The sequence below is a fragment of the Flavobacterium collinsii genome (genome assembly GCF_902804485.1).
GTDB lineage: Bacteria > Bacteroidota > Bacteroidia > Flavobacteriales > Flavobacteriaceae > Flavobacterium > Flavobacterium collinsii.
In genome coordinates this window covers 48,886-60,993 of record NZ_CADCST010000096.1, presented here as the reverse complement: position 1 = coordinate 60,993, position 12,108 = coordinate 48,886, and the positions used below count along the sequence as shown (strand labels likewise).

12 protein-coding genes are annotated in these 12,108 nt (G+C 35.3%); 10 read left to right on the top strand and 2 right to left on the bottom strand.

Annotated features, from left to right (window positions below; translation table 11 throughout):
- Nucleotides 1–44 precede the first annotated feature (44 nt).
- The 10 genes from prmA to FLA105534_RS14545 all read left to right on the top strand — a co-directional run bounded on the left by prmA (nt 45) and on the right by FLA105534_RS14545 (nt 8,367).
- A complete protein-coding gene (prmA, locus tag FLA105534_RS14590) occupies nt 45–878 on the top strand; it encodes a 50S ribosomal protein L11 methyltransferase (RefSeq protein WP_173966856.1) in 834 nt (277 codons plus the stop codon).
- Between the two features lie 122 nt (nt 879–1,000).
- Nucleotides 1,001–1,276, top strand: coding sequence for an ATP-dependent Clp protease adaptor ClpS (locus FLA105534_RS14585; RefSeq protein WP_095381901.1), 276 nt, complete (start codon nt 1,001–1,003; stop codon nt 1,274–1,276).
- Between the two features lie 64 nt (nt 1,277–1,340).
- Nucleotides 1,341–2,612, top strand: coding sequence for a sterol desaturase family protein (locus tag FLA105534_RS14580; protein WP_173966855.1), 1,272 nt, complete (start codon nt 1,341–1,343; stop codon nt 2,610–2,612).
- A gap of 7 nt (nt 2,613–2,619) precedes the next feature.
- Entirely contained in the window at nt 2,620–3,297 is a 678-nt protein-coding gene (locus FLA105534_RS14575; RefSeq protein WP_173966854.1) for a lysoplasmalogenase, read from the top strand.
- Between the two features lie 100 nt (nt 3,298–3,397).
- Nucleotides 3,398–3,850 (top strand): 2-dehydro-3-deoxyphosphooctonate aldolase, encoded by a 453-nt coding sequence (locus FLA105534_RS14570; protein ID WP_173966853.1) that lies wholly within the window; start codon nt 3,398–3,400, stop codon nt 3,848–3,850.
- Between the two features lie 29 nt (nt 3,851–3,879).
- The gene (locus FLA105534_RS14565) at nt 3,880–4,200 is read left to right on the top strand and encodes a hypothetical protein (RefSeq protein WP_173966852.1); all 321 of its coding nucleotides are present in this window, start codon (nt 3,880–3,882) and stop codon (nt 4,198–4,200) included.
- A 221-nt stretch (nt 4,201–4,421) separates the two neighbouring features.
- A complete protein-coding gene (kdsA, locus tag FLA105534_RS14560; RefSeq protein WP_173966851.1) occupies nt 4,422–5,240 on the top strand; it encodes a 3-deoxy-8-phosphooctulonate synthase in 819 nt (272 codons plus the stop codon).
- Nucleotides 5,241–5,258: 18 nt separating this feature from the next.
- Nucleotides 5,259–6,161, top strand: coding sequence for a hypothetical protein (locus FLA105534_RS14555; RefSeq protein WP_173966850.1), 903 nt, complete (start codon nt 5,259–5,261; stop codon nt 6,159–6,161).
- Between the two features lie 230 nt (nt 6,162–6,391).
- Entirely contained in the window at nt 6,392–7,075 is a 684-nt protein-coding gene (locus FLA105534_RS14550; protein WP_173966849.1) for a YiiX family permuted papain-like enzyme, read from the top strand.
- A 197-nt stretch (nt 7,076–7,272) separates the two neighbouring features.
- Nucleotides 7,273–8,367: a PAS domain-containing sensor histidine kinase gene (locus tag FLA105534_RS14545; RefSeq protein WP_173966848.1), complete on the top strand. Its 1,095-nt coding sequence runs from the start codon at nt 7,273–7,275 to the stop codon at nt 8,365–8,367.
- Nucleotides 8,368–8,561: 194 nt separating this feature from the next.
- Here FLA105534_RS14545 and FLA105534_RS14540 read toward each other — a convergent pair whose 3' ends face one another.
- Together FLA105534_RS14540 and FLA105534_RS14535 are read right to left on the bottom strand one after the other, a co-directional pair.
- Entirely contained in the window at nt 8,562–9,950 is a 1,389-nt protein-coding gene (locus FLA105534_RS14540) for a M20/M25/M40 family metallo-hydrolase (protein WP_173966847.1), read from the bottom strand.
- Between the two features lie 231 nt (nt 9,951–10,181).
- Nucleotides 10,182–12,104, bottom strand: a complete 1,923-nt coding sequence (locus FLA105534_RS14535; RefSeq protein ID WP_173966846.1) for a family 43 glycosylhydrolase — start codon at nt 12,102–12,104, stop codon at nt 10,182–10,184.
- Nucleotides 12,105–12,108: the final 4 nt, after the last annotated feature.

The window sequence follows — 12,108 nt, the reverse complement described above, 5'->3', positions numbered from 1 at the left end:
AACAACTTCTGCTTTGTATTCTTACCTTTGCAAAAAAATTATTTATGTCGAATATATATTTAGGGTACCATTTTACGGTTGAACCAAAAGAACCGGGTTCAGAAATTTTAATTGCTGAATTAGGCGAAAAAGCGTTTGAGACTTTTACAGAAACTGAAAACGGAATTTCGGCTTTTGTAAAAAAAGATTTATGGGACGAGAATATTCTGGACGACATTTATATTTTACAATCTGAAGAATTTAAAATCGAATATACGATTGAAGAAATCGATCAGGTGAACTGGAATGAAGAATGGGAAAAGAATTTTGAAGCCATTGATGTAGATGGAAAATGCCATGTTCGTGCTCCTTTTCACGAGAAAACGGATGCTGAATTTGATATTGTAATTGAACCCAAAATGAGTTTTGGAACAGGACATCATGAAACCACACACATGATGATCCAACATTTACTGGAAATTAATCTTGAAGGTTTGAAAACGCTGGATATGGGTTGCGGAACTGCAATTTTAGCAATTCTGGCCGAAATGAAAGGTGCTCAGCCAATCGACGCGATTGATATCGACAACTGGTGTTACCTTAATTCAATCGAAAATGCCGAACGCAATAATTGCAAACACATCTCCGTTTATGAAGGCGACGCTGCTTTATTGGCCGGAAAAAAATACGATTTAATCATTGCCAACATTAACCGAAATATCTTGCTGAACGATATGCAAAGTTATGTTGAATGTTTAAATCCAAATGGAATACTGCTTTTAAGCGGTTTTTATGAAGAAGACATTCCGTTTATCGATGCTTCCTGCACCGAAAAAGGTTTAACTTATGTTAAAAAGTTTCAAAGAAATAACTGGGTTTCATTAAAATACGTAAATTAGATAGTTAATTATCTGTTTATTAAACAGTTCACAGGTTTTATTTTATTTTTTAAATTTTGATTAATCTGTGTACTATGTGCCAAAAAAATTAGTAATTCACAACAGTACAAAAACGTAAAAAAATGAGTACTAAAGAAAAAGTAAGAGAAAGAGTTCGCGAAAAGGAAGCGACGGGTTTCAATAATGAAATCATTGTTTACAACGACGATGTAAACACTTTTGATCATGTAATTGACACCTTAATGCGTGTTTGCAGCCATACGCCGGAGCAGGCAGAACAATGTTCCCTGATTGTACATTACAACGGGAAATGCACTGTAAAAACAGGCCCTATGGACAAGTTAAAACCGCAATGTACACAACTTTTGGAAGCCGGATTAAGCGCCGAAATTGTTTAATTACAAATAATTTAAAAAAGATTCTATTTTATTCTATATTTGAATAAAATAGAATCTTTTTTTTATGGAAGAATACGGAAAGATATTGATTATTGCAACGCCGATTTTTTTAGTATTAATTATAATCGAAAAATTATACGGCATTTATAAAAAGAACGACACTGCGCCTTTGATAGATAGTGTATCAAGCATCAGCTCCGGAATTACCAATTCGGTAAAAGATGTTTTAGGGCTGAGCCTGACTTTTATTTCTTACGAATGGATGGTTTCTAAAATTGCCCTTTACCATTTAGAAGCCAACATTTTCTCCTATTGTATTGCCTTTATTGTAATCGACTTTTACGGTTACTGGAGCCATCGATGGGCTCATCAGATTAATCTTTTCTGGAATAAACATGCCATTCACCATAGCAGTGAAGAGTTTAATCTGGCCTGTGCATTGCGCCAACCTATTGCAAGTCTTGTCAATCTCTTTACGTTTCTACTCATTCCGGCTGCATTATTGGGAGTTCCGGCCACTGTAATAGCCATTACCCTGCCACTTCATTTATTTTTACAATTCTGGTACCATACCAAACATATCAATAAAATGGGATTCCTGGAATACATTCTGGTTACTCCTTCGCATCATCGCGTACATCATGCTATAAATCCTGAATATTTAGACAAAAACCATTCTCAAATTTTTATTTTCTGGGACAAACTTTTTGGTACTTTTCAAGCCGAATTAGACGATGTGCCGCCTGTTTTTGGCATTACAAGACCCGCACAAACCTGGAATCCAATCCGTATTAATTTCCAGCATTTAACCTTACTGATTAAAGACGCCTGGCGCGCTGAAAACTGGAAGGACAAATTCACCATCTGGTTTAAGCCAACCGGCTGGAGACCCGAAAATTTTGAAGAAAAATATCCTGTAACTAAAATCGAAAATGTTTTTGCCTTTAATAAATACGGTACTCAAAATTCTAAAAAACTAATTTATTGGTCCGTAACTCAAATGTTAATCACATTACTTTTTGTGACCTATTTGTTTGATAATATTGCCAAAATTGGATTGCCAAGTATCTTTATTTATGGTTTTTTTATCCTGATCACGATTTACAGTTATAGCGAATTAATGGACAAAAGCAAATATGCTGTTTTCTGGGAAGCTTTACGCTTTAGCATTGCGACAGGAATTATAATGTACTATGGTGACTGGTTCGGTTTAAATAATATTTTACCATATACCAATTATATTATTCTAATTTATTTAGCCTTATCCTTTTTAGCTACCATTTACTTTGTAAATATCGATTTTAAAAACTACCAAAATCAACCTGTTAATTCATAAACCGATTATGAGAAATACCTTTATTTTTAAAACTTATGTTGCTTTCAGTATTTTATATCTAATTGTTTTGTTTCTGGAGTATCAAAATTTAGACTTATACTTAAAACCTATTTTGGTACCATTGTTAGGTTTTGGAGTTTATTTTAATCGAAAATTCCCTACCAGAAAAATCCTTTTGACTGCATTATTATTCTCCTGGATGGGCGACGTTATTTTACTTTTTGCAGATATTGGTGAAATCTATTTTATTCTCGGCTTGCTTTTTTTCTTAATTGCACACCTGATGTATTGCGTACTGTTTAACAAACAAATTAAGAGAGCAATATATATTAACAAAGTTCTTTTTGGAATAGGAAGCCTCCTTATTGCTTTTTATTTAATTGGAATGATTATGTTCCTGATGCCAAATCTGGGAGAATTAAGAATACCGGTAATCATCTACGCTGCGGTAATTTCCACAATGCTTTTATTTGCTTTTAATGGAGGGCTTAGCTGGAAAAAACCAGGAAGCTTCTATGTTTTGGCAGGAGCCGTTTCATTTGTTCTTTCCGATAGTATATTGGCGTTTAATAAATTTCATTCTCCCATAGAAAAAAGTTCCTTTTTTATAATGCTTACCTATCTTCTGGCACAATATCTGATTGTAATTGGTGTATTAAAACTGAATATGAAGGAAGCAGATTAACTTACAGCTGCAACAGATTTATACTTTTTTGTAAATCTTTTAATCGGTATTAACTGTAGTAAAAAACGCTTTATCTTTGTAGGACCAACCTCAATAAACCATGAAAAAAATAGCCCTTTTTATCCTTTTACTCCTTATCACAGCTTCCTGTATAAGCACAAAATCGACTTTAAAAAATGTAGATGACAATGCTCCGGATCTTGTTTTAAAGAAAGACAATACTTTTGTTATAACACTTTTCAGCAGCGATAAAAAATACGGTTATGATCCTGATTATCCTATAAATATTTTTTTTCAGAACACCCGCAATGAGGCCTTAAACGAAACTCGTTTTCTGAATGCTCTGGCAGGACCAAATGGTGAAAAAATCACCTATACCCGTTTAGAAACCTGTTGTCCTTTTCCAACCAAAAGAAGTGACATGGGGGCTGGATTCTTAAATGTCTATGAATTGAAATGGGATGGGCAAAAGAAACCTATAAAACTTTATTTAAATGTTTATGAAAAAGGTATTTTAATGGTTCCGATGGGATTGCGTTTGAAGAGTAATTAAAATAATAAAATTACACGCAGAATCACAAAATGTTAGAAAATATACCTCTCATTTTAATTATCCTTCCCTTACTTTTTCAAATTATAGCTGGCAGAAAAGCAATTGGTGAAACTATATCTTTAAAATTCGGTACTGTGTGTTTAATTAGCCTCATTGCACAAATAATAGTACCGGTTCTCTCGTTTTATATTGCCACATACAATGCTAATAAATATACCGAACAAAATCCAAACTCACTTAAATGCGGAATGGAGTTTGTTGGTCTTTTTATGCTTGCCTTTCTTTTTTCTTTTATTCTAATAGTGACTATAATTATACAGTACCGCATCAAACGATCTTACGAAAAATAATTTGCATACAAGCATGACAAATGTCATGTATTAGTCTTTGGCATTATCTTAATATTGCTCTGCATTAAAAAGGTATGATTCCAAATGAGCTCACTATTTAAATCAGTAATTCTGCTGAAGACTAAGTGCTGAAAGCAGGATTGGCTTCTTAAAAAAAACTTAAATCTTCATCTGCTATTCATAAATCATAACTACCTTTGCACTGTCAAAAAAAACATACTATGAACATACAACATATTCCACAAATTAAGCATACAGAAAGCGGTAACTTCTTTTTATTGGCAGGGCCTTGCGCTATCGAAGGAGAAGAAATGGCGCTTAGAATTGCAGAAAAATTAGTTGGCATTACCGACAATCTTCAAATTCCTTTTGTATTTAAAGGATCTTTTAAAAAAGCCAACCGTTCCAGAATTGATAGTTTTTCGGGAATTGGTGACGAAAAAGCATTAAAAATATTACGAAAAGTTTCTGAAACTTTCCACGTTCCAACTGTAACAGACATTCATACCAATGAAGATGCTGCTATGGCGGCACAATACGTTGACGTTTTACAAATTCCTGCATTCCTGGTTCGTCAGACTGACCTGGTTGTAGCTGCGGCAAATACCGGAAAAACGGTAAACCTGAAAAAAGGGCAATTTATGAGTCCGGAAAGCATGAAACATGCGGTACAAAAAGTACTAGACTGTAACAATGAAAACGTTATGGTTACAGATCGCGGTACTATGTTTGGTTACCAGGACATGATTGTTGACTACAGAGGAATCCCTACTATGCAGCAATACGCTACTACAGTTTTGGATGTGACACACTCGTTACAACAACCTAACCAAACTGCGGGAGTTACAGGAGGAAGGCCTGATATGATCGAAACTGTTGCCAAGGCAGGTATTGCTGTTGGTGTTGACGGTATTTTTATCGAAACTCATTTTGATCCTGCTAATGCAAAAAGTGATGGCGCTAATATGCTTCATTTAGACTATTTCGAAGGTTTAATGACCAAATTGGTAGCCATTAGAAAAACAGTTAATTCATTCTAATTACTTAATACCATTTCATTGAAAACAAATATTATAATTTTCTTTTTGTTGTGTTTCTCTGCGAGCACTTTTGCACAGGAAGAAATCGCAGTACAAAGATATACCGCCCACAATAAAGGAAAATTTTTCGTTTCCTGGGGAGGAAACAGAGACAGTTACACTAAATCTGATGTGAATTTCAGAGGGAAAGATTACAACTTTACAGTTGATAACATGAAAGCTCATGATAAACCAAAAGGATGGCATATTGATTATGTAAATCCGGTTAACATGACCATTCCTCAAACTAACTTTAGAATGGGATATTTCTTTAGCGACCATTACAGTGTTTCTGTTGGTTGGGATCACATGAAATATGTAATGAGCCAAAATCAAACCGCTAATGTTAATGGTTATATTAATTTACCTCTTGATCAGGCCGGATCTATTTACAACGGAGATTATAACAACAGACCGGTAGATATGTCTCAGGGTGGTGCTCAGGAAGGTGGTTTCGGAAAAGGTGAAGTTGGAAGTGGAACTGCTTTTTTAATGTACGAACATACAGACGGTTTGAACTATATTAATACTGAAGTTTCCAGACATGATGATATTTCTAAATTGTTTGGTATCACTAACACTGATAAAATTCAGGTAAATTTGACTGAAGGTTTAGGTGTAGGACTTTTATATCCTAAAACCAATACAACCCTTTTAGGAAAAGAACGTCATGATGATTTTCATATTTCAGGTTATGGCCTTTCTGCAAAAGCGGGAATTAACCTTACTTTCTTTAAGTATTTTTACATACAGGGTGAGCTAAAAGGTGGTTACATTAACATGCAGGATATTAGAACTACACAAAGCAGTGAAGACAAAGCATCACAGAACTTTTTATTTTTACAGCGAATTATTGCTGTTGGAGGAATTTTTAGAATCTAATATTTCTTAAAATTATATTTAAAAATAGTTATCATTTTGGTAGCTATTTTTTTTTGACCTTTATTTGTCGTGACAACTTGTGGAGGGAGTTTACGGTAATTGGTTTCAAATTTCAAGTTTCAGGTTTCAAGTTTCAAGTTCCAGGTTTCAAGTTTCAAGTTCCAGGTTTCACATCTTACAGATCACATCTTACAGATCACATCTAACATATAACATTTCACATTAACAAAATGAAAAAATCAAAATATCTCTTTCTAGGAATTACGTTCTTACTTAGCTTTGGGTGTGCTTTGTTTGTCGCGCTGCAGGTTTTTCCCAACAATCCTTTTTCACACGTTAAAACAAAAGAAAAAACGACATTACAGGATAAAATTAAGGATGGCGACCTTATATTCCAAACCTCTCAGTCTCCTCAATGTGAAGCGGTACGAATTGCAACAAACTCTAAATTCTCTCATTGTGGCATTATTTACGATATCGACGGAAAATGGTTTGTTTTTGAAGCCGTTCAGCCTGTAAAACTTACTCCTTTTGACGAATGGATTCAGCATGGAAAAGACGCTAAGTACCTTGTAAAACGATTGAAAAATGCAGATCAGGTTTTGACTCCTGTGGCCCTTCAAAAAATGAAAGAGTACAGCCAGCAATTTGACGGAAAAGAATACGATGCCTATTTCGAGTGGACTGATGCGCGAATTTATTGCTCTGAACTGATCTGGAAAATTTATAAAAATGGGACAAGTCTTGAATTGTCAAAATTGAAACAGTTAAAAGATTTTAATCTAACCGATCCAAGAGTACAAAAAATACTAAAGGAAAGATACGGAAATAATGTTCCTCTCGACGAAAAAGTAGTTGCTCCCTCCGATTTGGTCGATTCTGACCTCTTAAAAACGGTAATTGATACCTATTAAAATCCTTTTTTTGTTCACTTTGAAAAAGAAAACAGAACCATTTCGTTTCCAAAAACTTACACTTTTACAGACCTAATAACTTTTCAACGAATTAAAATGTTTTTAAACGAATATTCATTAAAATCGTTAAAAACAAATCATAAATGTAAATTTTTAGTGTTATTTTAGTAAAACAAAATTCTAATTAGGTTTAAACTATGATTAATAGAGCACCTAAATTTTCCAGAAACAATCTGCACTTTTTTTCGCAGTTCGAAGATTTTTTTGACTCTTCACCAGATTTATTGTGTATTGCCGGTTTTGACGGTTATTTTAAAAGAATAAATCCAGCTGTGTCTAAGCTACTGGGGTATACTGAAGAAGAATTATTATCACACCCTATAAACGATTTTGTTTTTGAAGCCGATAAAATGAGTACCGCAAATGCACGTAAAGACCTTACTCAGGATATTGGTTTGTATAATTTTGAAAATCGTTATGTAACCAAAAATGGTAATATTGTATGGCTCTTATGGAGTTCCTTTCCAATTGCCAAAGACAGATTAGTGTATGCCGTTGCTAAAAATATCACCTTTAACAAAGAGCTCGAACAGGAAAGAAATCTTCATTTGGCTGAACTCACCAAACTATGTAAAGAGCTCAAACAACTTACTTACACAACAGCTCACGATTTAAGATCTCCTGTAAATAATCTGTTGGCTGTTTTTGATCTTCTAGACACCTCTGCCATAACAGATTCTGAAACCCTCGAATTAATCTCTATTATTGAAACTTCTACACAAAGCTTAAAGAAAACCCTAATTGATCATGTCGCGCTTCTGGATAAAAAAAATGAGGAAGACGAGCAGTTAGAAATTTTGAATTTTGAAGTTGTTTTAAAAGAAGTTTTATCCTCAATCAATTCGCTCATTCAAAATTCAAAAACAAAGCTTATAATTGATTTTTCGGAGGCAGAGACGGTTCTCTTCAATAAAACGTCCCTAAAAAGTATATTTCTGAATCTGATTACTAATTCAATTAAATACTCCAAACCCGGTTTTTTACCGGTTATCCATTTTAATTCTTGCTGCGTTAACGGAACTACTCAATTGATTATTTCTGATAACGGAATTGGCTTTGATATGGAAAAAGTAAAAGACAAAATTTTTGGATTGCACCAAAAATTCAGTTCAAATAAGGACAGTAATGGAATTGGTCTCTATTTGGTTTACAATCACATAACAAATCTAGGTGGTCATATTTGTCTGGAAAGTAAACCCAATGAGGGAGCTAAATTTACGATTACGTTCTGAGAAATTCTTTTAAAATTCCAAACTTTAAACTCCAAATTCCAAATATTAGCAACCCGACTGGAACTTGGTTTTTGAAGTTTGGAATTTTTTTTCAAATCCCAAAGAAAAAAAATCCAATAAAAAACATCCCAAATTCCAATAGAGCTAATCTAATTGGAATTTGGAATTTAAAGTTTGGAATTTATTCTACAAGTCTAGTTCACCGCTGGAAGAACAATTCCGCCCTGATCCATTAAATACATCAAAGTTGTCATTGTTGCAGCCCCAAGCTCTAATTCTCTTTTGTTAATTGCATCAAATTTATCATTTGCAGCATGGTGATAATCAAAATAACGTTGTGAGTCCGGTTTTAAACCTGCTTTCACAATTGCTTTAGATGTTAAATGATTGATGTCTGACCCTGCGTGTCCAATCGTGAAACTATGTACCAAATACGGCTCAAAAAGATCTTTAAAACCTGCTATTTTCTTGAAATTTGCATCATCAGCTTCAATCGAAAATCCTCTTGGGCTAAATCCTCCTGAATCACTTTCTAAAGCAAAAATATGGTTCTCGTTCTTTTGTTTCGAAACTTCTTCATACTTAGCTCCTCCTTTTCCACCATTTTCCTCATTCATGAACAGCACTACGCGAATTGTGTTTTTAGGTTTGTAGTTTAGGTTTTTTAAAATTCGAACCACTTCCATACTTTGTACTACTCCTGCTCCGTCGTCATGCGAACCATCCGCTAAATCCCAGGAATCCAAATGCCCGCCAACAACCATAATATTGCCCGGGTTTTCTGTTCCGGTCATTTCTCCAATTACGTTATAGGATAAAACGTCCGGTAATGTCTCACAAGATTGTTTGAAATAAAACTTTAGAGATGGGTTTGCTTTCAAAGATTTGCTCAACAACTCCGCTCCGTTGGTACTAATTGCAGCGGTCGGAATATACTGGTCTTTAGGTAAATCACCATAACTTTGAGCTCCTGTATGAGGAAAATCGTCCAAACGTAAATTCATAGAGCGTACGATTGTTCCAACTGCTCCTAACTTTGCTGCTTCTTTTGCACCGGCATATCTTTGATCTACACAGGCTCCATAAGATTTAAAAGTTTCGATATTTTCAGGATCCATTGGTCTGTTGTAAAACACAATCTTACCTTTTACTTTATCGCCTAATTCCGCCAATTCTTTAATTCCTTTTACCTCGATTATCTCAGCTGTAAGCCCCGTTTTAGCGGTAGCAACTGATCCTCCTAAAGCACAAATTGGCACAACAGTTTTCGTTTTATTGTCTAAAATATAGGCCGTTTCTTTTTCACCACGAACCCAATGCGGAACCATTACTTCCTGCAGGTAAACTTTATCAAGACCAAGAGTCTCTAGTTGTCTTTTGGTATACTGCACTGCTTTTTCGGCACTTGCAGACCCTGACAAACGGCTTCCGATATCATTGGACAAATATTCTAACCAAGTGTAACACTTAGACTCGGTCAGCGCTTTTTTATAAAATAATTTAATGTTTTTTTCCTCATTTGACTGCGCAAAAGACGTCAATCCGTTTAAAACTAAAGCAGTTAAAATAATCGTTTTTTTCATAGGTGGTATAGCATTTTTGGTTGTTAGACAAAGGAACAAAATTCTTTAGAACTGCCCCGTATTTTTATGTAACGATTTCGAAAAAAAAACACACAGAAACATAGACTCCCGATATAAAAAAAACTACAAAAGAAATAGGTGTATTTCAGTGAAGTGGAACGTCTTTTTTACAGAGATGGAACCTATGTCTATGTGTTAAAATAAATTACACTCAAGAGGTTAAAATGAGAATTATTTTACTTCTACTACTTCATTTTTTACACCAATTCCGTTTTCATTAAAAGCTTCAATTGTAAAATAATAAGTCGTTCCTTTATCCAGCCCCCTAAAATCATACGAACTTTCGTCATAGACCATAATGCTGTTATACAATTTGTCCGGTGCAATTCCATAATAAATATTGTAACCGGTAGCGTTCTCGTGCTTTTTCCAGGAGATCATAGCGTTTCTGGAATCAGCCGGATTTCGGTCTACCTTAAAATCAATAACCGATTGTGGCTTTTCTGCCAATCCGTTTCCAAAAACCCTGAAATCAGAAATAGCAAATAATCCGGAAGCATTATGAACGTTAACCATTTTAATGTAACGGGCCTTAATTGCTTTGGTCAGTTCTACATAATCATGCGGAACATCTTTTGCGTTTTTAGATTTATCAACTACCAATTTCCAGTTTATAGCATCATCAGACATAAAAATTTTATACTGATAATAAATGTCCATCGCTTTGTTGAATTGTGTTGCTTTATGATCTGCATAATTGATTTGTAGAGCGTTAATTTGCATTTGTTTGCCTAAGTCCAGCTGTAACCACTCTCCCGGATTCGCTGTTTTTGCAGACCAGTAAGTTTGAATATTTTCATCAGTTAAATTCACGGATCCATAACAAAACTTCTCGTATACTTTTTTTCCGCCATTGTCCATTCTGTGGGTTTCAACTTCCATACATTCTTCTGAAGAAGAAACGGTCACCGGCTTTTTATACGAAAGCAACATCCAGCCTGAGGAAGCTCCTTTTTCCTGATTGCGTTTTTTGGTTGGAAGAACGATCGGAAAATCTCCATAAGAGGTGATCGAATACATGACATCATCTTTATCAAATCCAGCAGGAAACATGTCTATACGACGCTCAAAACGATCTTTAATGGAGATTTTACAGGTTCCTGTATTCCAATAATTACCGTAATTGTCTGCAAAAGTATTTCCGTGTCCTGCTCCAATCACAAAGCCTCCCGGTTTATACGACATTGGGTTGTGCTTTTGATAAGTAAAAGGTCCCAGAGGACTGTTTCCAACATGAACGCCATTGGCATAACCTTTAAATTCAGTAGCAGGAGCTCCATACTGCATGTAATATTTACCATTGTGTTTGGTCATCCAGGCTCCTTCTATAAAATTCCCCCAAGGTGCCGGTTCCATATCGTTATTAGGTCCAAAACGCTCCCAACCATGATTGGCAGGATCTAAACCCACTACTTCTTTTATCTCGCCATAGGCACGCTGAATGTCTTCTACTTCGGTGGCTTTATAGAGTTTTTCATAAGCTGCCTGATCACCTTTTGGAAGCCAGGTGTTGTAATCTACCTCTACGCCCACTAGAGGTAATTTTCCACTTGAACCGTAGTACATGTAAACTTTTTTATCATCATCCTGAAAAATAGCAGGATCCCAGGTTGGCAGCATGGCTTTGTCTACATGTCGCAACCACTGACCCGATTTTGGATCGGCAGTTTTCCAAATGGGATGATCTCTTTTCCAGGTCGATCCAACATAAAATAAGGTATCGTTAACTACCCATGCAGCTGGAGCACATTGGTCATCATCGGCAGGACGGCGCTGAAAACTACCGTACACAAACTTCCAATCTGACATGTCTTTACTCCAAAAATACCCCGCCTGATTGGTGGCAAACAAATAGTACTCTCCTTTGAATGTGATAATTACAGGATCGGCACTCGAACGTCGGGATTCCGGAATACCATTGTGATTTTCGGTGGTATAGTTGTATCCAATATTAATCGGATTGCAGTAGGTTGAGGCTTTTTTATTAGGGTCAAACCATTCCGTCTTGCCCGGGATTTTAGTATTTTGTGCCAATGTTCCGTTGCTTAAACCAACAAACATCAGCAGAACTGCTACTAAATATTTTTTTTTCATATGA

Excerpts from the sequence above, each read along its gene's own strand:
- FLA105534_RS14540 (WP_173966847.1), bottom strand. The coding sequence starts at position 9,950 with ATGAAAAAAACGATTATTTTAACTGCTTTAGTTTTAAACGGATTGACG.
- FLA105534_RS14535 (WP_173966846.1), bottom strand. The coding sequence starts at position 12,104 with ATGAAAAAAAAATATTTAGTAGCAGTTCTGCTGATGTTTGTTGGTTTA.
- FLA105534_RS14550 (WP_173966849.1), top strand. The coding sequence starts at position 6,392 with ATGAAAAAATCAAAATATCTCTTTCTAGGAATTACGTTCTTACTTAGC.
- prmA (WP_173966856.1), top strand. The coding sequence starts at position 45 with ATGTCGAATATATATTTAGGGTACCATTTTACGGTTGAACCAAAAGAA.
- FLA105534_RS14585 (WP_095381901.1), top strand. The coding sequence starts at position 1,001 with ATGAGTACTAAAGAAAAAGTAAGAGAAAGAGTTCGCGAAAAGGAAGCG.
- FLA105534_RS14580 (WP_173966855.1), top strand. The coding sequence starts at position 1,341 with ATGGAAGAATACGGAAAGATATTGATTATTGCAACGCCGATTTTTTTA.
- FLA105534_RS14565 (WP_173966852.1), top strand. The coding sequence starts at position 3,880 with ATGTTAGAAAATATACCTCTCATTTTAATTATCCTTCCCTTACTTTTT.
- kdsA (WP_173966851.1), top strand. The coding sequence starts at position 4,422 with ATGAACATACAACATATTCCACAAATTAAGCATACAGAAAGCGGTAAC.
- FLA105534_RS14545 (WP_173966848.1), top strand. The coding sequence starts at position 7,273 with ATGATTAATAGAGCACCTAAATTTTCCAGAAACAATCTGCACTTTTTT.
- FLA105534_RS14575 (WP_173966854.1), top strand. The coding sequence starts at position 2,620 with ATGAGAAATACCTTTATTTTTAAAACTTATGTTGCTTTCAGTATTTTA.
- FLA105534_RS14570 (WP_173966853.1), top strand. The coding sequence starts at position 3,398 with ATGAAAAAAATAGCCCTTTTTATCCTTTTACTCCTTATCACAGCTTCC.